Source organism: Empedobacter sp. GD03865, from assembly GCF_029840775.1.
GTDB classification, from domain to species: Bacteria; Bacteroidota; Bacteroidia; order Flavobacteriales; family Weeksellaceae; genus Empedobacter; species Empedobacter falsenii_B.
Map to the genome: position 1 here is coordinate 91,212 of NZ_JAOCDF010000001.1, position 20,318 is coordinate 111,529.

Consider the following 20,318-nt stretch of genomic DNA (forward strand, 5'->3'; position numbering starts at 1 on the left):
TAAATAACACTATGAATTCTTTTAAAATAAACGTTTCTGAAACGTACAAAAAGGCGCAAAAAAAATCGGCAGTATGGATTGCTCTTTTCTTGATTACTCTCTTCTTTTCTACAATTTTGAGCATCATCATTTTCATAATTTGTGTTTGTGGAGGAATCGCTATCGTCATTGCTAAACCAATGTGGATTACCATTTTTTTAGGTTTGGGACTGTTGGCTTTAGGAGGTTTAATCGTTTACTATAATATTAAATTTATTCTAAATATTTTCAAAAAAACAGCTACAAATGGAATTGAAATTTTTGAAACAGATCAACCAGAATTATTCAAATTAATAAAAGCAACCGCAGATAAAGTTGGCACAAAACATCCCAAAAAAGTATTTATTATTGATGATGTAAATGCATATGTTTCCTATTCGAACAATTTGCAAAGTTTAGTTTTTCCAACAAGAAAAAACTTATCTATTGGCGTTGGTTTGCTTCATGGTATTTCTCAAAATGAGTTAAAAGGAATTATTGCGCACGAATTTGGGCATTTTTCTCAAAAATCAATGACAATTGGTAGCCATGTTGGAAATGCGACCAAAATTATGGAAGATATTTTATACAGTAATCAAACCTTAAAATTTGATGTTGATAATTTAGGTCAAATTAATGGAATTGTTGGTTTTATTTCAATGGGCGCTGTTGCTTACAATAAAATGATTGAATCTATTTTGAAAATAATTCACAAAAAATTAGAATTCAATTATCTAAAATTAAGTCGAGAAATGGAATTTCATGCTGATCAAATTGCAACAAATGTTGTGGGAATTGAGACGATGAGCAAACCATTATTGAGAATAGAATTGTATCAATTTGTTTACCAAGAATTAGCTAATTTTTATACAAATTTACAAGATGATAAAAAGTTTTCGACTAATATTTATCAAAACATGAATCAATTAGTTGACTTTTATATCGATGATTACGAACTTTCTTTAGAAAATAATTTAGCTATTGTTGGAATTAATGAATTTAATCAAAATCATTCTTTACTACAATTTGAAGATTTATGGTCGACACATCCAGAAATGGACAAACGTTTGGCAAATATAGCGTCTACAAATCATCATTCTAAAATAGATAAATCTCCAAAAGCAATTACATTACTTCAAAAAAATAATGAATTTGAAGAAGAATTTACATTCAATTTTTTCTTTCAATTAAATTTATACCGTGTCAATGAAATAAATAATTCAGAATTTATTGAAACGTTTAAAACCATTTATAATAAATACAATTACCCTAAAGTTTACAATCATTTTTTTACAAATTATGATTTACATTTTGATCGAATTAAAGAAGTTGATTTAACGAATAAACAACAAAATATTCCTACGAATGAATTGTTTTCGGATGAAAATATTTTAGTTGCAAAACAATATTTAGCTTTACAAATTGATTTACTTCAATTAGATTTTTTTACTGGTCAAAAAAAGCCGCAACCATTCAAATACAACAATGTTGTTTACAATAAAAAACAAGATGTACTGAAAGTTAAAGAAGAATTAGAGCAAATAAATAAGGAAAAAGAAGCTGAGTTCTCAGAATATTTAGACAATATCAAAATATTTTTCAAATCTAATTTAGATGAACAAAAAACTATTTTGTTAGAAGATTGCATCAAAGTTGAAGCAGATTTATCAGCAAATATTCAATTGGTAAATGAAATTAGAACTCATATTAATTTTGCAACAAAACCCATTCATGAAAAGCTAAGAATCGAAGCTTTAACAGTTTTGAATAATCAAATAGAGCAACTTAAAAATGTAACAAAAGATATTCTACAAAGTGAAATCGCAAAGGAAAAAATAACTATTCGAGAAATTGAAAATGCACAATATTTTATAGATGAAGATTGGATTTTCTTTTTTGACTCTACAGGTTATAACAACAATGCTTTTGAAAATTTAATCGAAAATTTATACTTTGTAGATCAAGTTTCAAATAACTTATTGTTTCAAAAAAAAGCTGCTTTCCTAAAAGAATACGAACCATTATTAGACTATACATCAAAAACAAAAGCCTCTTAATTAGAGGCTTTTGTTTTATATCTTAAGGTGCTAAACGCTCTTTTTTCCAATCAAAATCGTCTTGTAAAACATAACGAACTCTATCGTGTAAACGACTTGGACGTCCTTGCCAAAACTCTATCTCAGTTGGGCGAATCAAGAAACCTCCCCAATGTGCTGGACGAGGAATTTCTTTTCCTTCGTATTTTTTTTCTAATTCCAATTCCTCTGCCGTCAAATCTTCGTGCTCATCAATCACAGAACTTTGCGCCGAAATCCAAGCACCTAACTGGCTACTTCTTGGACGTGTTTCGAAATATCCATCCGAATTATTATCCGAAGTTTTTTCAGCCACACCTTTTATAATAATCTGTCTTTCTAGAAATGGCCAAAAAAATGACAAACAAACTTTCGGATTTTCTAATAAAGCTTTTCCTTTCTGACTGTTATAATTCGTATAAAAAATAAAACCTTCGTCCGTATATCTTTTCAATAAAACAACACGCGTTCTCGGAAATCCATCTTCACCAATCGTTGCAACAGACATCGCATTTGCTTCATCCACTCCATCCGATTCTTCAGCTTGCAGAAACCAATCACGAAATTGTTCGATCGGATTTTCTCTTAACGAATCAAAATTCATCGACTGTTTTTCGTAAACTTTTCTTTTATAACTTAAATCTTGTTTCATTAATGATTATTTTATATTTTTAAACAGCTAATTGTATATTTCGTTAAGATTTACGTAACAAAACCGAAACAAAAATGTCTATCAAAAGTATAAAAAAAGGAGCTATTTTGGTCGCAAAACCAACATTAAGTAACGATATTTTTCAGAGAAGTGTAATTTTAATTACAGAACACTTAGAATCTGGAAGTATTGGTTTTATTCTTAATCATTCTTCTCATATTCCGATTAGTATTTTTGTATCTGAAATGGAGTCTGCATCTATTGTTTTTGAAGGTGGACCTGTCGATAAAGAAAACATCTATTATATTCACAAACGACCTGATTTAATCAGAAATAGTGAAAAAATTACTGAAAATTTATATTGGTCTGGCGTGTATGAAGATGTGCGTGATGCAGTAAATCAGAATTTGATTAGTCAAGATGAAATCAAGTTTTTTATTGGATATTGTGGTTGGGCACCAAAGCAAATCAAAGATGAATTAAACAATAATTCGTGGGCTGTAACGGATTTGGATTTTGATATTTTTGAGCGTTGGGATGCTGATTTGTGGAAAAAATTGATGAAACAGCTTGGAGGTGAGAACTTAATTTGGCTAAACACCCCCGCTGATCCTTCTATGAATTAATCAATTATAAATACTTAAAAATCGATTTTGTTTTGTCTAAAGTGTATTCTTTTTTACGATTTTTGGTAATTGGTAAAATTCCAATTCCATCAATCAAAATGAAAACTTCTTCTGCCTTCTGAATTTCAAATGGAAAAATTTCGACTTCTTCTACTTTAAATTCTTCGGCTTTATTAATTTTTGTAATGAAATTATTTCTCAAAACACTAGTAATAACACCTTCTTCTTTTTTCGGTGTACGAATCGTTTCTCCATTCACAACAAAAATATTTCCTCGTAAAGAACGCGCCATTTTTTTGTTTGCATTTACCAAAATAATATCAGCATAATCATTCTCTAAACGATAGATTTCTGCAATATTTTCTTCTGGACGATACGTATTCACGAGTGAATAAAATGCAGTATTGATCGCATAATCTTTGTAAACATCAATTTCGTTTTCAGCTTGTAAAAACTCCCAATCATTTTCACTATTTTCAATGGAAATCAAATAATTGATGGATGCTTTTAGATAATCTTCCTCATCATTTCTGAACGCAAAAAATTCTACTTTCCCTGATTTGGTCTGATTTGCTTCTGCTAATAAATTGATTTGTTCTTGAAAAAATTCTGGTGTAAAATCTAACGGAATATTCATGCGGTAAATACGCATAGAAGCCATTAGATTGAAATAATGATCTTCCCAATCAATAATTTCACCATTTACAAATCGTAAAATTTCTTTTACAGCATCACCATTACGAAAAGCTCTGTTCTGAATTCCTATTTCTGCATTTGCTTTTTCGACAATAACACCACCTAAGTTAATTTTCAAAATAATAGATTTTAAACAGATCCTAAGATTTTTTTAAGATCTTCAATTTGACTTTCCCACAATTGTTTTGATTCTTCTACTTCGTCTTCATCAGCAAAATCTGTAATAACTAATGATACATCGTTCGTTAAATCGTCTTCTACAATTGTTAATTCGAAGAAATATTTTGTGTCTTCATCATATTCCCATTGAAAGCGCACGTATCCATCTTGCTTAGATTTCATCAAAAATGCAGATTCTTCGTGTCCATCCCAAATAAAAGTATATTTTTCTCCACGAGAATTTACGTTATCTGCAAACCATTCTGATAAACCTGAAGGGTTTGAAATATAGTTATATAGCAAAGACGGTGAAGACTTGATTGAAAATTCTACTTGATATTTCTTTTTTGGCATAATTCTATTTTATTGAAGTCGCAAGATATAAAATGAATTGTATCTACCAAAGAAAATCAAAATAAGTTTTGTTATAAAATCAAAAAAAAATTACCTTTGCAAAAATTAAAATTTAGGCGAGGTAGCTCAGATGGTTAGAGCGCAGGATTCATAACCCTGAGGTCGGCAGTTCGATTCTGCTCTTCGCTACAAATAAAAAGCCCAAACAGACAATCTGTTTGGGCTTTTACTTAACTACTAAAACCTATACTAATCTAAATAACCTACTACTTGATAAGCTCTTGTTCCTCTATTGTAAATTTTTTGGTACAAAACACCTCCAAATTCATACAGATATTCTCCTCCATAATCTACTCTTTCATATCCTGCTGGTAACGCATATACGATAGCACCTAGTGGAGCTTGAACTACTTCATAATAATTTCTATTTGGGCTGTAATAAACACCTTCGTAGAAATAATATGGATTTCTATTACCAATATTAATTGTTACATAACCTACTGGTAAAATATTAATTCTAAATCCTACATATGGCATATATCTCACATATCCATTGTTATAAGGACGATAGTAAATACCATTGTTTCCGTAGAAGTTATAACTGTTATACGAATACTTGTTATAGTTTCTTACATTCACATTAGAAACTGGTCGGTTTCCTCTGTTGTATGAGCTAGAATTTATACGAACTGGATTGTTGTAGAAATCTCTGTTTTTTAAACTCTCAGATCTATTGCCTTGATTTCCTTGGCTATTTTTTACTATTATTCCAATCTTTATTAGAACTTGGTCTGCTACCTACAATAGCAGTATTATTTCTATCTATACGTGTACTAGTTTCACGTTCTGTTCTATTTGTAGAATTTTTCCAAGATTCATTCGTAGAATTTCCACGACCTATTCTTTCTGTTCTATTTCCTTCAATACGGCTAGTTCTATTTTCTGTTCTAGCCATTTCAGAGCGTCCATTCCCTTGACTTCTTGAAGTTGCTTCTCTTGAAGAAGAACTTCTCTCACCACCTCTTTGACCTCTATCTTGAGCATTTACACCAACAGCTAACATGGCTGTAAAAGCTACTCCTAAAAGTGTAAATTTAATTTTTTTCATCACCCAACTTTTTAATAAATTAAGACATTTCTCCTAATACTATTTCCGAGCCATAATTATAAGTTTAAACCATAGAAAATGTTATAACAATCAAAATAATTTATAAGCCATTCAAATTCAATGAATTGCATTAACAATTTTGTTTGACAATTTTGTTAAATATTTTTATTCCTGACATCGTTTGTATTGATTTCTGAATTGATTACTTTTGTTTTTAAGAAATTATATAAAATGATTGACGTTAAAAATGCTTACATCGCCTTTATTAGTTTACAAAAAGTTGGACATAAAGTTCGAGAAGAAGCTAACATTTTTGCCGATAAAACACTAGAATACGATGAATCTAAGGAAGAACAATTGGTTCCTTTCTTATTAAGTCCGTTCAAAAAAACACTCGAAATTAATCGTTTCACGCATTATACAGAAAAATTAGAATTTAATGTTTTGTACAATCAATGCAAGCAAATGTTTGATGAAGAAATAGATTTTATCGATTTTTCGCAAGAAGTTTTAAGTCATTTATACGAGAAATCATTACATCCGCAGATCAAAAGTGGTGAAGTTTTTATTGCCCTTTTCGAAAATATGATGTTCGACGGAATTCCTTGCCGTGGAATTGGAATTTATAAATTAGAGAATAAGAAGAAATTCTTGCGTTTTGACGAATCACGTGGTTTAGATTACAACATTTGGAAAGGTTATAAGCTAGAAGGAATCGACAAAGCCTGTCTTATTCTTGATGCTTATCGCGACGAAGGTTTCCGCGTCTACTCTATCGATGATAAAAATGTGGAGTCAGAATATTGGAAGAAAAATTTCTTGGAAATTGATTTGATTAAGGATAACAATTACCATACGAAGAAATATATGGAGTTGATTACAGATTTCTCGAATGATTTTCTTTTGGATAAAACAGACAAAAAACAACAAGCAGAATTTATCTCAAATTCGATAAATGTGTTGAATTCGAATGAAGTTGTAACGAATGAAATTTTTGAAGATCAAGTTTTGAAACCTTTCGAAATTATTGATGAATTCAAAGAATATAAGAAAGATTATAGCGAAAATAATCGTGTTGAATTTGTGGAAGCTTTCGAAGTTTCAGTTCCAACTTTGATGAAAGAATCTAAGAAAATTAAAAGTGAAATTAAATTAGATACAAAGATTAACATCAAATTAGATTTGACAAATCCTGATGCAGCTGAAGAATATTTGGAGCGTGGTTTTGACGAAGAAAAGAAAATGTATTATTATAAAGTCTATTTCAATTCTGAACAATAAATTAAAGGCTCCTATTTTGGAGCTTTTTTTTTGATATTAATTCAATTTCAAAATACATTGATAATTCAAAATCTCAAAACCATTTTTCAGCCAAAAGCCTTTTGCAGATTGATTTTCCGCTATAAATTCTAATTCAATATAAGCTTGATCATTCAAGAAATTCATCGCTTCTTCAACCAATTTAGAAGCGATATTTTGATTGCGATAATTTGCATCGACATATAAAGAATCTATTCTTCCTTTTGATTTTATCGCAAAATATTTCGGGCGAAGATGTTTCGAACAAATGATATATCCCGCCAACTGATTTTCTATTTCAGCTACAAATACTTTTATGTTTTGTTGTTGTAAAATTCCCTTGAAAAAATCATCTATATCATGTTTGTAAGTCAAATCTATTTGATATAATGCATTAAACTCTTGATGATGTTGTAACAATTTTATCATCATTCTTTTCAATTCAGCAATATCATTTTCTGTAGCAATTCTTATCATATCTAAAAATAAAAAAATCCAGTTAAAAAACTCTAACTGGATTTATTAAAACTATTGTTTATCTAATTTTATTTTGTCTTGACCTTGTTGCAACTGATACAACTCAATAATATCCTCAATCGGATAATTGAACCAATCAACTTGTTTTTTGATTTTCGAATTTTGATCTAAATACAAATATGTCGTGAATTTCATCGCTGGAAACTTCATTCCATTATAGGTATAAGGCGAAAATTCTCCGCTTGCAATAATCATCGAATCGTTAGAAAATAATTCATTTACTTTCAATAATTTATTGTTTTCATATTGCATTGTTTGATCACTCCAACGAATAATATCATTCAATAAATAACGCGGATCTACCGTAGAACCTCCCGAATATTGTGCCACATTTTCATATACCAAACTATCGTTGTAAAAAGATAACATTTTTTTATAATCTTTTCGAGATGAATAATTTTCGAAAAAACGTTTTCCTAATTCATCATTTTTACTGGCTGAAGAAGAATTACAACTTACTAAAAAAGTAATTGCAATAAGACTTAAAATCCACGTAAATTTTATTTTCATTTATCTGAAATTCTTGTTAAATAATTTTCACCATTATCATCAGCCATTCCATCTTCATTGAGAATCATAATCTCCGAATTGTCTGACCAACGTAAAAATTGAAAAGGTAATTTTTTCTTTTTTGAATCGATTTCCATCAACGATCCATCGTCTTTTTTGAACAATTCTCCATCATAAGATTGACCTTTGTACTCAGCAGTAAATTTGTCATCTGCTAATTTCAGAACGATTTTATCTCCAAAATATTTTCCTTCAAAAACTCCTTTGTAAATAAGCGTTTCGCTCGTAAAAACAGAATTTTTCTCTAAAGACAATACGTCTTCATGCGACAAACCGTCCGAACTTTTATCGACTTCTACATTATCCTTTTTACATGAAAATAAAAAGAATTGACTGATAAATAGTAGAAAGACAATTTTTTTCATCTGAGATGAATTATTTTTTCACGAATTGTTCAACATCTTTTCTCGAAATTGGATCATCACCCAAAATCAATAAACGTTCAACAACATTTCTTAACTCACGAATATTTCCTGACCAATCTAATTCTTTCAAAGCATCATACGCTGAATTATCAAAAGATTTTTGACTTGTTGTATCAGTAATAAAATGTTCAACCAAAGCAGGAATATCATCTTTACGATCATTAAGTGCTGGAACATTAATGATAATTACCGCTAAACGATGGTATAAATCCTCGCGAAAACGACCTTCCTCAATCTCTTTTCGTAAGTCTTTATTTGTTGCAGCAATTACACGAACATTTACATTAATCTCTTTCTCAGAACCAACTGGCGAAACTTTTCCTTCTTGTAGCGCACGCAAAACTTTTGCTTGAGCAGAAAGACTCATATCCCCTATTTCATCTAAAAAAATTGTTCCTCCATTTGCCAATTCAAACTTACCTTGCTTGTCTTTCACAGCTCCGGTAAACGACCCTTTCACGTGACCAAATAATTCACTTTCAATTAATTCCGCTGGAATTGCCGCACAATTCACTTCAACCAAAGGTTTTACATTACGATTACTTTTCTCGTGTAAATGATGAGCAACCAACTCTTTACCTGTTCCATTTGGACCAAGAATCAATACACGAGCGTCTGTAGCAGCCACTTTATCTATAATTTGTTTTACTTCTGCAATTGCAGGAGCATCACCAATCATTTCATATTTTTTAGCAACTTTTTTCTTTAAAGCTTTATTTTCTTTCTTCAATTCTTTATTCGAAGACAGCAACGATTTACGGTCTAAAGCATTACGAACAGTCGTCAATAATTTATTAAGATCTGGTGGTTTTGAAATAAAATCGTACGCACCTTTTTTGATCGCATCTACAGCCAAATCAACATCTCCGTGCCCCGTTATCATCACCATTGTTAAATCAGGATTGTATTCCATCGCTTCCGATAAAACTTCCATCCCATCTTTCAACGGCATTTTTATATCACTTATAATTAAGTCGTATTCTTTTTCTTTTATTTTTTCAAGCCCTATAGCTCCGTTTTCAGCTTCATCCACATTCCATTTTGGATTTTCGTCCATTAAAATGCTTTTCAAAACGTTGCGAATTGCCTGTTCATCTTCGATTAATAAGATATTTGACATCGTTTAGATCGTTTATTTTTGTAAAATTAAAATAGACTCAAAGATAATTGAAATTATTATTTTTGAGTCTACTTTTGATATAGATTTTAATACTTTTTTTAAGATGTTTTCACTTTTCGTGCATTTTCTAAACCTAATTCTTTTATAGAAACTTCTCTCATTTCTATTTTTCGAATTTTCCCTGAGATAGTCATAGGGAATTCTTGTACAAACTTCCAATATTTAGGACGTTTGAAATGAGCAATGGATAAACAATAAGCCTTCAATTCGTCTTCTGTTACACTAATACCATCTTTCACTTTCACCCAAGCCATTACTTCTTCTCCATATTTGATACTTGGAACGCCAATAATTTGAACATCAGAAATTGATTCATGTTCGTACAAAAAATCTTCAATCTCTTTTGGTGAAATATTTTCTCCTCCTCTGATAATAATATCTTTAATTCGTCCAGTAATATTAATATAACCATCAACATCCATAGTCGCTAAATCACCAGTATGCAACCAATTATTTTCGTCAATAACTTGCGCAGTTGCTTCCGGATTGTTCCAATATTTTTGCATGACGGAATAACCTCTTGTACAAAATTCACCAGCAATTCCACGAGGTAAAATATCTCCTGTTTGCGGATCAATAATCTTAATTTCTAAATGATCTTGAACTGTTCCAACCGTCGAAACTTGCTTTTCTAAAGGTGTTCCGATAATAGTTTGTGTAGAAACTGGCGAAGTTTCTGTCATCCCATAACAAATCGAAACTTCTTTCATATTCATTTTAGCTTGCACTTTCTTCATAATTTCAATCGGACAAGGCGAACCAGCCATTACACCAGTTCTCAAAGATGTTAAATCGAAACGATCAAAATTTGGTAATTCTAATTCCGCAATAAACATCGTCGGAACTCCATAAAGTGATGTACACTTTTCCATTTCGACTGCATTTAAAGTCTTTGCAGGATCAAAACTATCCGAAGGAATTACCATACAAGCGCCATGCGAAGTACACGCCATATTACCAATTACCATTCCGAAACAATGATAAAATGGAACAGGAATACAAACACGATCACGATGCGTATAATTTAATCGAACACCAATAAAAAAACCATTGTTCAATAAATTATGATGCGTTAAAGTTACTCCTTTTGGAAAGCCTGTTGTTCCAGATGTATATTGAATATTTACAGCATCATCAAACTGAACAGATTGCTCTATTTGATGCACTTCTGAAGTCGAAATTTCTTCTCCTTTAATCAAAAAATCATCCCAATTTTCTTCAAAAATAATGATATGTTTTAGTAATTTCGCATTCTCTTTTACATTATTCAACATCACTTTATACTCACTTGTTTTGAAGCTTAAAGAAGCAAAAACTGCAGAAATTTCAGCTTGATTTAATACAAATTCGAGTTCATTTTCACGATAAGCAGGATTCAAATTAACCAAAATCATTCCCACACGGGCCGTTGCATATTGTAACAATGTCCATTCCGCACGATTTGGCGCCCAAATACCTACGCGATCTCCTTTTTGCAAACCAATTGCAATCAATGATTTTGCTATTTGTTCGGTTTGTGAATAAAATTCTGTATACGTCGCTCTATAATTTTGATCTACGCAAACCAAAGCCTCTTGTTGCGGATATTTTGCAACTGTATTTCGTAAATTTTCGCCAATTGTTTCTCCTAAAAGAGGATATTGTGATGCACCACTTGAGTATGATAAGTTAGAAATCATGCGCTTATATTCTATGTTTTTAAAATTACTTTCCAACTCAAACTTAACAACGATTTTCAGGAAAATAAATTTATCAAATACAAGATTTATGATTTCTAAAAGAATCGTATTTTTTTATTAAAATCAAAAATGAATTCAAAAAAATGAAGGTTTATTTTTAACAAATACTTAAAATAACTCCATCAAATTATCCTTAAATTGTAAAAAATTACTGAAAAATGAATACAATAAACCACGACAATTATACTTCTATTTACGATGGAATAGAAGTTGTAGATGCTTTACAGACACGTATTGCTGACATCAAGAAAACATTAATAATTGTAACAGAATTAGATAAATGGGATTATGCATATGCAGAAGGTAAATGGACGATCAAAGAAATGATACAACATTGTATAGATTGTGAACGTATTTTTTCTTATCGTGCGCAACATATTGCGAGAGAAGATTCTCAAACGTTGAATTTCTTTGATAAAAATGCCTATGTGTTGAATTCGAACGCAAATGAAAGAAAGCCTGAAGAATTAATAAAAGAATGGACTAATTTGATGAAAGCAACTTACTTTCAGTTTGAATCTTTTAATGATCAAACTTTAAACAAAATAGGAAAAGTTGGTAATCGAGAGTATTCTGTTGAGAAAATCGGTTATGTAATGGCTGGTCATTCCATCCATCATATGAATGTAATTAATGAACGATATTTATAAAAAAAGTCAGCTTCTAAAAAGCTGACTTTTTTATTTCGGCATCACATTATAAGTTGGATCTTCTTCGATATTTACCTCAATAACGCTTTTTGCATTTTCTAATAATCGAATAGAATCTTTACTCAAATGTCGCAAAATTACAATTTTATCTTGTTGTGCATATTTAGATGTAATAATATGTAAAGATTCAATTGCACTCATATCAACTATTCTACTCTCTTTCAAATCTATAACAATTATTCTTGGATCAGAATTAATTTCAAATTTCTCTAAAAAAGTAGAAGTCGAACCAAAGAAAAGTGGTCCATAAATCTCATATATTTTTCGTCCATTTTCATCAACAAATTTACGTGCTCGAATACGTTTTGCATTATCCCAAGCAAAAACCAAAGCTGAAACGATAACACCAACAAAAACAGCCAAAGCAAGATTATGTAACACAATCGTGATAATCGCCACCAAAATACTCACAAACACATCCGATTTTGGCATTTTTGTTATTAATTTAAAAAAGCCCCATTTAAAAGTCGAAATTGCAACCATCATCATTACACCAACAAGTGCTGCCATTGGGATTTTCTCAATCACTGGAGCGCCAATTAGAATAATAATCAAGATTGTTATTGCGCCAATTGCTGGTCCTAATCTCGAACGAGAACCTGCATCTAAATTAACAAACGTCTGAGCAATCATTGCACAACCTCCCATTCCACCGAAAAATCCATTTGTAATATTTGCAGCACCTTGCGCCAAACATTCTTTATTCGACGAACCTTTCGTTTCAGTCACCTCATCCACCAAAGTAAGCGTTAGCAAAGTTTCAATTAACCCAACCGAACCCATAATAATCGAATAAGGCAAAATAATTTTCAAGGTTTCTAACGTAAACGGAACACTCGGAATATGAAAACTTGGCAGTTCTCCTTTGATACTCGCAATATCACCAACAGTCTTTGTATCAATATGAAATCCGATTACCAATAGAAAAGTCACAAGAATTGCAACCAAAGAAGCTGGAATAATTTTCGTTAATTTCGGAAAGAAATAAACTATCAGAACTGTAATTAGCGTCAATCCAGCCATCGTATAAAAAGGTGTACCACTCAACCAACTCGTTATTCCATTCGTAGTTGATTTGAATTGTTCTATTTGTGACATAAAAATAACAACCGCCAAACCATTTAGAAAGCCATACATAACAGGTTGAGGAATTAAACGAACAAATCTTCCTAATTTGAAAACACCAACTACTATCTGGAAAACTCCTGCTAAAGCAACCGCAGCAAAAATATATTGCTCACCATACGTAGCATTCAACGCGATTAAAGTGATAACGGTAGCACCTGCTCCACCCGCAACCATCGCTGGTCTTCCTCCAAAAACCGCCGTTACAATTCCCATGATAAATGCACCATATAAACCTATTAAAGGTGATAAACCAGCTAAAATTGCAAACGAAAGCGATTCAGGAATCATTGTCATAGCAACAGTTAAGCCGGCTAATATTTCGTTTTTATAATTTATTTTTTGATTGAATTTTAAATATTCAGCAATCGACATCAGAAGTTTTATTTCATGCAAAAGTAACAATTACTACGCATCTAAAATTAGTAAAAAGCTAGATTAAATATCCAATTACATACTAATGGTTGAAGTGATTAATTAATCAAAATAAGCAATAATTAAAGCTACTTTACAAATGTTAAATATTTCATAATAAATATTTAACAATTAGGATATATAGCAAATGTATTTTTGAGGAAATTAATTTCTCATGAAACATCTTTTAAAACTCTCCTTATTCATTTTAGGTCCATTTGTTTTGGCTCAAAGTGGCGTTATTTCGGGAAAAGTTGTAGATTCTAACGATCAATTTTCGTTACCAGGAGCTACAATTCGCATCGAAAATTCGAATAAATATACCGTATCTGATCAAAATGGTAATTATCAATTTCTAAATCTTACACCTGGAATTTATACGATTTATATTGATTATTTGGGATACGAAACCATTTCCAAACAAATAGAAGTTACCGAAAATAAAACGGCTGTTATTGATTTTTCTCTAAACGCAGGTTACAACGAACTGAATGAAGTTGTTGTGGTTGGAGATTATTTAAAAGGGCAAGCAAAAGCATTGAATCAACAAAAAAATAACGGAAATATTACCAATATTATTTCTTCGGATCAAGTTGGTCGTTTCCCTGATTCTAACATCGGTGATGCGTTGAAACGTGTGACTGGAGTAACGATGCAAAACGATCAAGGTGAAGCCAGAAACATTATCATTAGAGGTTTATCGCCTGAGTTAAATTCGGTCATGTTAAATGGAGATCGTATTCCATCTGCCGAAGGTGATAACCGAAATGTACAAATGGATTTGATTCCTGCGGAAATGATTTCATCTATCGAAGTGAACAAAACTTTGACACCAGATATGGATGCAGACGCAATTGGTGGAGCTGTAAATTTGATTACGCGTGCTGTTCCAAACAAAGAGCGTATTTCTATAACGGCTTCTGGTGGTTATGCACCAATTCGCGAAAAAGGCTTGTACAATTCAGCTTTTTTATATGGAAATAGATTCTTTGACAAGAAATTAGGTGTTGTCGTTTCTGGAAGTTATCAGGTTCAAAATTTTGGTTCGGATAATATCGAAGCTGTTTGGGATAAAGATGAAAATAAATCCTATTTATCACAATTTCAGATTCGTAAATATGACATTCAACGTGTAAGAAGGAGTGCTTCATTTTCTGCAGATTATCAGTTTAATGAAAACAATAGAATTGATCTTTCTGCTATTTACAATTGGCGTGACGACCGAGAAAACCGTTATAGAGTAACTTATCGCGATTTAGAATTTGATGAAAAAACAGGAACTTACAAAGGAAATATTCGTCGTGAAACAAAAGGTGGAATTGATAATAACCGCAATAAAAATGCGCGTTTAGAAGATCAACGCGTTTACAATGTTTCGTTGCGAGGAGAGCATTTATTATCACCAAAAATCGATATGGATTGGGCGGTTTCTTACTCAAAAGCGAGCGAAGATAGACCAAATGAGCGCTACATTGATTATCGCGTAAAAGGTGTTACATTTAATGAAGATTTATCTGATGCAAAATATCCGAATGTAACGACAACTTCTGCAGAAGATTTAACAAAATTCAAAGTTGGTTCGTTATCAGAACAACACGATTATACAGATGAAACAGAGTTCGGTGCAAAGCTTAATTTCAGAGTTCCGTTAAGTGTTATCTCAAATCAAAAAGGTCGTTTACGTTTTGGTGGTCGCCTTCGTTTGAAAGACAAAGAGCGCGAAAATATTTTCTATTCGTACGAGAGCATAGATGGAATGGGAAATTTGAGTACTCAAGATCCTGTAAATTGGTCAAGCAATCGTTTCAATGCTGGTAAAAAATATCAAGCAGGATATTTTTATTCAAATCACCAATTGGGAAATTTAGATTTAAACAATACAAATCTATTCGAATCTAACTTAGAACCTTCTGAATATCTTGCTTCTAACTACAAAGCGAAAGAATATATTTCGGCAGGATATGTTCGCTGGGATCAAGATTTATCATCTAAAACATCTTTGATTGTAGGTGTTCGTATCGAAAATACTTCTATAGATTATACTGGGAATTATGTGCAAGATGAGGAAGATTTGATTGGAGAAATCAAACACAAAAACGATTATACAAACGTTTTACCAAGTCTTTCTTTGAAACATAAATTTACAAATGATTTTATTTTGAGAGCGGCTTTCACAACAAGTATTGCACGACCGAATTATTACAGTTTAGCACCTTTTGTAAGTGTTTTGAAAGAAGATACAGAGCTTTTTGCAGGTAATCCAAATCTGAAAGCGACCTACGCCATGAATTATGATTTGATGGCTGAAAATTATTTCGAGAATATCGGAATTGTTTCGGGAGGATTTTTCTACAAAAAATTAAACGATTTCATCTATACCTACAAAAACAATACATTTACAACAAATGATTTCCAAACGCTTTTTCCTGACATAGCAAACCCAGTTCCTGCTGGAGAAAATTGGAAAATGACACAAGCTAGAAATGGAGATCACGTGAATGTTTTCGGATTTGAGGTAGCATTTCAGCGTCAATTAGATTTTATTCCAGGCGAATTTTTCAAACATTTGGGAATTTATCTTAACTATACATACACCGATTCAAAAGCGAAAGGTATTACCAATGAAGATGGTGATTTGAGAAAAGATCTTGATTTACCTAAAACAGCTCCACACATGTTCAATGGTTCGTTAGCATTCGAGAACAAAAAGTTTTCTGCACGTGTTTCGGTTAATTATACTGCCGCTTATTTAGACGAGATTGGTGGAAATGCTTTCGAGGATAGTTACTATGACAAACAATTATTTTTAGATGCAAATGCGTCGTATAAATTCTCGAAGCAATTACGAATTTTTGCAGAAGCAAACAATTTAACAAATCAACCTTTACGTTACTACCAAGGAGTTTCGAGTCAAACAATGCAACTCGAATATTATCAACCACGTTTTACTTTAGGTCTAAAATTTGATTTCTAAACAATTATGAAAAAAATATTCATCACATTATCACTCTTCACTATTCTATTTTCTTGTGAATCCTCTAAACTGGCTCCAGTTCCTACAAATGCAGTAAAACCAACTGTTACAACAGAGCAAACACCAAATGACACTGATGATCCTGCAATTTGGATCAATTATCAGAATCCTGAAAAATCACTTATTATTGGAACAGACAAACAAGAAGAAACGGGCGGTTTATATGCCTATGATTTGAATGGTAAAATCGTAAAACAAATCGTTCCACTTAATCGTCCAAATAATGTAGATGTGATGTATGGTTTTCCTCTGAATGGAAAAAACGTAGACATTGCAGTACTTACCGAACGTGCAAACAATAAAATTAGAATTGTTTCGCTTCCAGATTTTAAATTGATTGACGATGGCGGAATCGAAGTTTTCAAAGACGAAACATTACGCGACCCAATGGGAATTGCGCTATACAAAAGCAAAAACAACAAGTTTTATGCAATCGTTGGTCGTAAAGATGGTGTAAGTGGCGAATATCTACATCAATATGCATTAGAAAACAAGAATGGAAAAATAGAAGCTACTTTGGTGCGTAAATTTGGAAATTATTCGGGTAATAAAGAGATTGAAGCCATTGCTGTTGATGAAGAATTAGGCTTTATTTATTACGCTGACGAAACAGCAGGAATTAGAAAATATTATGCTGATCCAGAAAAAGGAAACGAAGAAATTGCATTTTTTGGGCAAAAAGATTTTAAACGCGACCACGAAGGAATTGCAATTTATAAAACCAATGCAACAGATGGCTATATCTTAATTTCGGACCAACAAGCAAATTATTTTAATGTATACAAACGACAAGGTGAAGCTTCAAATCCGAATGAACACAAATTGATTGCTAAAATCCCAGTTTCTACTATCGAATGTGACGGAGCTGATGCTATAAACTTCAATTTTGGAACTAAATTCCCAAAAGGTTTCTTTGTTGCTATGAGCAATGGAAAAACATTCCAAATCTATGATTGGCAAATAATTCAAAACGAAATTGATAAACAAGCAAAATAATTATACATTCACACATAAAAAATCCGAGCTCATAGCTCGGATTTTTTAGTTATATAGCAGCACCTTTTTTGTCAATATAACATCATTTGCACTTATATTTTTTTGTAAACAAAGCCAATCAAAACAAACTTTATGAAAATTTTCTACATATTTTCTACATAAAAACTTCTACTCCACTTCATCGAACAAACATCGAACAAACATCGAAGAACAAATATAGAATAGATATAAAACCATCGAAGAACTATCGAAGAATCATCGAAAAAACAAACACATAAAAACAGTACATAACTTATAATCAATTGATAATCAATTAATAGAAAAGACAAAAACAGATAACCAAGGAAAAAGAAAGAAAAATAAGGAAAAAACCTGACAATTAGAGAAATTTTAAGAAAATAGAATTTTTGTCAATATATATTGCTGAACTTTAGCATAATAACCCCTAAAAAAATAAAACAATGGGAAAAATTTATGATTCACTTTTAGCAGGCTCTTCAGGACGCACAGGGCGTATAGTTGTAGCAAATGTAAATGGTCACGAGATTTCAAGAATCAGACCTAAAAAAAGAACCAAAGCACCATCAGAAAAACAATTACTCGTTCAGCAAAGAATGAAACTTGCCATAGACTTTATGACCTCATACAGAGCCTATGCTTGCAAACACTATGGTTATCGTACAGGCATGCGATCTTCTTACAATCAAGCGTTTACCAACATCACAACAAACCTTGTAATAGACTATTCAACAGCCACTATAACACCAAATTACCAAAATATTTGTTTCTCCAAAGGTGCATTATTAGCCGCCATTCCATTATCTATTACTTTAGTATCAGCCGCAATGGTCGAGATAAACTGGCAGAACAATGCTTCACCCACATCAGACACAGCTACAGATATGTTGCAAATATTAGTAGCAGTAGAAAACGAAAACAATACATTTTTTATTGAAAATGCAACAGAACGAATGAACGAAACTTACACTTTAAGCCTATCCAACTTTCAAATAGGTAAAACCCTACACTTTTGGATTGCCTTCCGTTCACAAACAGAAGACCAAGTGTCAAACTCAGTTTATTTAGGTGCCATTAGTACTTAAAAACATATTCCTAAGGCTAAAATAATCTAATCATATTTAGCCTTAGGAATATTAAAGTTAAATGACCCACATAAAATTGTCAATCATTATACCTCTTCAAAATATCCAAAAACAATAAACTCCTCAAATAGTAGTTCTTAGAACCTAATCTAAAAAACTTAATCTCACCTTTTTTGCGACACCTATCCAGAGTCTTTTCAGATATACCAAACAATTCAGCAACCTCTTGATCCGTCATCAACTCATCTTTAGTCAATTTAAAATCCTTTGTACTATAACGTTCTACAAACTCCGCATAGATTTGCTGAAGTTCCAAAAATGTAAATTCTGTTTCCTTCATACTACAGCTTTTATAAAAACAATACACATTGGTAATTATTTAATAATGACTAATTTACAAATAAATAAAATATAATACCATATATTAAGCATTTAACTCACAAAGCTTGTTGTATAAATGAAGAAAATAGCCTCTCAAGAAGATAATAAGGCTGTAATCATCCAAGACTCTAAAATCACAAAATGAAAAGAATCTTTTTACATGAAAAATGCACAACTGAAATAAATTTAGTTAACCAAAAAAAAATCCTATTCGAAACAAATAGGATGTATTCTGCTAAATATTTTAATAAAATTACTTGTAGTTAATGAATTGCGAAGGATAATCTGTTTCAATAATATCTGGTCGAGAAATTAAATGCTGAATATAACCCCTTGCCCTTTCTATATCGGTTGGCAATTTATCCGTAGAAGGCGCAATGGCAATCATCACCATAACACCTTTTTTACGCAAATAAGCTATCATTTCTTTTTGTTCTTCTTTCACTTCCAAACCAATCCAAGCAATCATTCTATCATACGAAACATTTAGTTTCTCAAAACTTTCAACATCTTTCATCGAATGAAAAGGTTTCATAAACATTACATACTCAAGATGTTTTGCATAATAAGCAACCTCATCATCTTTTCGCAAACCTAAAACTACATTAGGATAAGGATTTTCTTTCAGAAATTTCACATAAGTTGCATACGGAACACCTTTATTATCCAATTGAAAAATAGTTTTTCCTTGACTCCAATCCAAAGCTTCTTTTAGTGTCGGAATTTTAAAATCAGTCAACTTTCCTTCCCTATCTTTTAATTTCGCATGTTTTATTTCAGCATAGGTATAATCTTTTACCTTTCCTTGCATATTTGTCGTACGATTCAAGGTATCATCGTGCATCAAAATAAGAACAGAATCTTTTGTAAGTTGAGGATCTATCTCAAAAAAAGAAGGCATAATAGACAAGGTTTTCTCAAAAGCCTCAATACTATTTTCTGGATAACCAGGCATCATTCCTCCTCTATGCCCCGAAATTATAATAGGTTTATTTTGATCTTGTTCAAAATATGATTTCAACTCATCAAAATTCTTAATATCAACCGTATGCAACTGAGCATTAGCCACAGCAACTGTGGCTAAAACACTCAATAAACTAATTATTCTTTTCATAAA

At 31.6% G+C, this 20,318-nt stretch carries 20 protein-coding genes and 1 tRNA gene; 8 read left to right on the plus strand and 13 right to left on the minus strand.

Annotation, left to right across the window (positions count from 1 at the left end; all coding sequences use genetic code 11):
• The first annotated feature begins 11 nt into the window (after nt 1-11).
• Nucleotides 12-2,075: a M48 family metallopeptidase gene (locus N5D46_RS00470; RefSeq protein ID WP_280048898.1), complete on the plus strand. Its 2,064-nt coding sequence runs from the start codon at nt 12-14 to the stop codon at nt 2,073-2,075.
• 22 nt (nt 2,076-2,097) lie between these two features.
• Here N5D46_RS00470 and pdxH read toward each other — a convergent pair whose 3' ends face one another.
• Nucleotides 2,098-2,745, minus strand: coding sequence for a pyridoxamine 5'-phosphate oxidase (gene pdxH, locus N5D46_RS00475; RefSeq protein ID WP_280048899.1), 648 nt, complete (start codon nt 2,743-2,745; stop codon nt 2,098-2,100).
• 74 nt (nt 2,746-2,819) lie between these two features.
• Between pdxH and N5D46_RS00480 the strand changes: the two genes are divergently transcribed.
• Nucleotides 2,820-3,371: a YqgE/AlgH family protein gene (locus N5D46_RS00480; protein ID WP_219033938.1), complete on the plus strand. Its 552-nt coding sequence runs from the start codon at nt 2,820-2,822 to the stop codon at nt 3,369-3,371.
• A 4-nt stretch (nt 3,372-3,375) separates the two neighbouring features.
• Here N5D46_RS00480 and N5D46_RS00485 read toward each other — a convergent pair whose 3' ends face one another.
• Both N5D46_RS00485 and N5D46_RS00490 read right to left on the minus strand, forming a co-directional pair.
• Nucleotides 3,376-4,185 carry an aminotransferase class IV gene (locus tag N5D46_RS00485; RefSeq protein ID WP_125349477.1) on the minus strand — a complete coding sequence of 270 codons (810 nt, stop codon included), beginning with the start codon at nt 4,183-4,185 and terminating at the stop codon, nt 3,376-3,378.
• A gap of 11 nt (nt 4,186-4,196) precedes the next feature.
• Nucleotides 4,197-4,580 (minus strand): START-like domain-containing protein, encoded by a 384-nt coding sequence (locus N5D46_RS00490; protein ID WP_038330532.1) that lies wholly within the window; start codon nt 4,578-4,580, stop codon nt 4,197-4,199.
• A 115-nt stretch (nt 4,581-4,695) separates the two neighbouring features.
• Here N5D46_RS00490 and N5D46_RS00495 point away from each other — a divergent pair.
• Nucleotides 4,696-4,769, plus strand: a tRNA-Met gene (locus N5D46_RS00495).
• Nucleotides 4,770-4,829: 60 nt separating this feature from the next.
• Here the strand turns inward: N5D46_RS00495 and N5D46_RS00500 are convergent.
• The gene (locus tag N5D46_RS00500) at nt 4,830-5,219 is read right to left on the minus strand and encodes a DUF6515 family protein (protein ID WP_280035869.1); all 390 of its coding nucleotides are present in this window, start codon (nt 5,217-5,219) and stop codon (nt 4,830-4,832) included.
• 112 nt (nt 5,220-5,331) lie between these two features.
• Entirely contained in the window at nt 5,332-5,691 is a 360-nt protein-coding gene (locus N5D46_RS00505; RefSeq protein ID WP_280048900.1) for a hypothetical protein, read from the minus strand.
• A gap of 228 nt (nt 5,692-5,919) precedes the next feature.
• Between N5D46_RS00505 and N5D46_RS00510 the strand changes: the two genes are divergently transcribed.
• Nucleotides 5,920-6,969 (plus strand): nucleoid-associated protein, encoded by a 1,050-nt coding sequence (locus tag N5D46_RS00510; protein WP_038330727.1) that lies wholly within the window; start codon nt 5,920-5,922, stop codon nt 6,967-6,969.
• Nucleotides 6,970-7,005: 36 nt separating this feature from the next.
• On the opposite strand, the gene N5D46_RS00515 is transcribed toward N5D46_RS00510, so the two are convergent.
• The 5 genes from N5D46_RS00515 to N5D46_RS00535 all read right to left on the minus strand — a co-directional run bounded on the left by N5D46_RS00515 (nt 7,006) and on the right by N5D46_RS00535 (nt 11,378).
• Nucleotides 7,006-7,464 (minus strand): N-acetyltransferase, encoded by a 459-nt coding sequence (locus N5D46_RS00515; RefSeq protein WP_280048901.1) that lies wholly within the window; start codon nt 7,462-7,464, stop codon nt 7,006-7,008.
• 51 nt (nt 7,465-7,515) lie between these two features.
• A complete protein-coding gene (locus tag N5D46_RS00520) occupies nt 7,516-8,034 on the minus strand; it encodes a hypothetical protein (protein WP_280048903.1) in 519 nt (172 codons plus the stop codon).
• Nucleotides 8,031-8,459 carry a hypothetical protein gene (locus tag N5D46_RS00525; protein WP_280048904.1) on the minus strand — a complete coding sequence of 143 codons (429 nt, stop codon included), beginning with the start codon at nt 8,457-8,459 and terminating at the stop codon, nt 8,031-8,033. Before N5D46_RS00525 ends, N5D46_RS00520 begins: the two co-directional genes overlap by 4 nt.
• A gap of 10 nt (nt 8,460-8,469) precedes the next feature.
• Nucleotides 8,470-9,639 (minus strand): sigma-54 dependent transcriptional regulator, encoded by a 1,170-nt coding sequence (locus N5D46_RS00530; protein ID WP_125349474.1) that lies wholly within the window; start codon nt 9,637-9,639, stop codon nt 8,470-8,472.
• Nucleotides 9,640-9,737: 98 nt separating this feature from the next.
• On the minus strand, nt 9,738-11,378 hold the full coding sequence (locus N5D46_RS00535; protein WP_038330517.1) for an AMP-binding protein: 1,641 nt from the start codon (nt 11,376-11,378) through the stop codon (nt 9,738-9,740).
• 218 nt (nt 11,379-11,596) lie between these two features.
• On the opposite strand from N5D46_RS00535, the gene N5D46_RS00540 reads away from it, so the two are divergent.
• Nucleotides 11,597-12,088, plus strand: coding sequence for a DinB family protein (locus N5D46_RS00540; RefSeq protein ID WP_115000407.1), 492 nt, complete (start codon nt 11,597-11,599; stop codon nt 12,086-12,088).
• A gap of 30 nt (nt 12,089-12,118) precedes the next feature.
• Here N5D46_RS00540 and N5D46_RS00545 read toward each other — a convergent pair whose 3' ends face one another.
• Nucleotides 12,119-13,648, minus strand: a complete 1,530-nt coding sequence (locus N5D46_RS00545; protein WP_115000408.1) for a SulP family inorganic anion transporter — start codon at nt 13,646-13,648, stop codon at nt 12,119-12,121.
• 214 nt (nt 13,649-13,862) lie between these two features.
• Between N5D46_RS00545 and N5D46_RS00550 the strand changes: the two genes are divergently transcribed.
• The 3 genes from N5D46_RS00550 to N5D46_RS00560 all read left to right on the plus strand — a co-directional run bounded on the left by N5D46_RS00550 (nt 13,863) and on the right by N5D46_RS00560 (nt 18,820).
• Entirely contained in the window at nt 13,863-16,661 is a 2,799-nt protein-coding gene (locus N5D46_RS00550) for a TonB-dependent receptor (protein WP_280048905.1), read from the plus strand.
• A gap of 6 nt (nt 16,662-16,667) precedes the next feature.
• Nucleotides 16,668-17,717, plus strand: a complete 1,050-nt coding sequence (locus tag N5D46_RS00555) for a phytase (RefSeq protein WP_280048906.1) — start codon at nt 16,668-16,670, stop codon at nt 17,715-17,717.
• A gap of 461 nt (nt 17,718-18,178) precedes the next feature.
• Nucleotides 18,179-18,820, plus strand: coding sequence for a DUF6266 family protein (locus N5D46_RS00560; RefSeq protein WP_125349470.1), 642 nt, complete (start codon nt 18,179-18,181; stop codon nt 18,818-18,820).
• A 79-nt stretch (nt 18,821-18,899) separates the two neighbouring features.
• Here the strand turns inward: N5D46_RS00560 and N5D46_RS00565 are convergent, their stop codons facing one another.
• Both N5D46_RS00565 and N5D46_RS00570 read right to left on the minus strand, forming a co-directional pair.
• The gene (locus tag N5D46_RS00565) at nt 18,900-19,160 is read right to left on the minus strand and encodes a helix-turn-helix domain-containing protein (RefSeq protein WP_125349469.1); all 261 of its coding nucleotides are present in this window, start codon (nt 19,158-19,160) and stop codon (nt 18,900-18,902) included.
• A gap of 294 nt (nt 19,161-19,454) precedes the next feature.
• Complete coding sequence (locus N5D46_RS00570; protein WP_280048907.1) at nt 19,455-20,315, minus strand: glycerophosphodiester phosphodiesterase family protein; 861 nt, start codon at nt 20,313-20,315, stop codon at nt 19,455-19,457.
• Nucleotides 20,316-20,318 lie beyond the last annotated feature (3 nt).

Excerpts from the sequence above, each read along its gene's own strand:
- N5D46_RS00470 (WP_280048898.1), top strand. The coding sequence starts at position 12 with ATGAATTCTTTTAAAATAAACGTTTCTGAAACGTACAAAAAGGCGCAA.
- pdxH (WP_280048899.1), bottom strand. The coding sequence starts at position 2,745 with ATGAAACAAGATTTAAGTTATAAAAGAAAAGTTTACGAAAAACAGTCG.
- N5D46_RS00480 (WP_219033938.1), top strand. The coding sequence starts at position 2,820 with ATGTCTATCAAAAGTATAAAAAAAGGAGCTATTTTGGTCGCAAAACCA.
- N5D46_RS00490 (WP_038330532.1), bottom strand. The coding sequence starts at position 4,580 with ATGCCAAAAAAGAAATATCAAGTAGAATTTTCAATCAAGTCTTCACCG.
- N5D46_RS00510 (WP_038330727.1), top strand. The coding sequence starts at position 5,920 with ATGATTGACGTTAAAAATGCTTACATCGCCTTTATTAGTTTACAAAAA.
- N5D46_RS00515 (WP_280048901.1), bottom strand. The coding sequence starts at position 7,464 with ATGATAAGAATTGCTACAGAAAATGATATTGCTGAATTGAAAAGAATG.
- N5D46_RS00520 (WP_280048903.1), bottom strand. The coding sequence starts at position 8,034 with ATGAAAATAAAATTTACGTGGATTTTAAGTCTTATTGCAATTACTTTT.
- N5D46_RS00525 (WP_280048904.1), bottom strand. The coding sequence starts at position 8,459 with ATGAAAAAAATTGTCTTTCTACTATTTATCAGTCAATTCTTTTTATTT.
- N5D46_RS00530 (WP_125349474.1), bottom strand. The coding sequence starts at position 9,639 with ATGTCAAATATCTTATTAATCGAAGATGAACAGGCAATTCGCAACGTT.
- N5D46_RS00535 (WP_038330517.1), bottom strand. The coding sequence starts at position 11,378 with ATGATTTCTAACTTATCATACTCAAGTGGTGCATCACAATATCCTCTT.
- N5D46_RS00540 (WP_115000407.1), top strand. The coding sequence starts at position 11,597 with ATGAATACAATAAACCACGACAATTATACTTCTATTTACGATGGAATA.
- N5D46_RS00545 (WP_115000408.1), bottom strand. The coding sequence starts at position 13,648 with ATGTCGATTGCTGAATATTTAAAATTCAATCAAAAAATAAATTATAAA.
- N5D46_RS00550 (WP_280048905.1), top strand. The coding sequence starts at position 13,863 with ATGAAACATCTTTTAAAACTCTCCTTATTCATTTTAGGTCCATTTGTT.
- N5D46_RS00555 (WP_280048906.1), top strand. The coding sequence starts at position 16,668 with ATGAAAAAAATATTCATCACATTATCACTCTTCACTATTCTATTTTCT.
- N5D46_RS00560 (WP_125349470.1), top strand. The coding sequence starts at position 18,179 with ATGGGAAAAATTTATGATTCACTTTTAGCAGGCTCTTCAGGACGCACA.
- N5D46_RS00565 (WP_125349469.1), bottom strand. The coding sequence starts at position 19,160 with ATGAAGGAAACAGAATTTACATTTTTGGAACTTCAGCAAATCTATGCG.
- N5D46_RS00570 (WP_280048907.1), bottom strand. The coding sequence starts at position 20,315 with ATGAAAAGAATAATTAGTTTATTGAGTGTTTTAGCCACAGTTGCTGTG.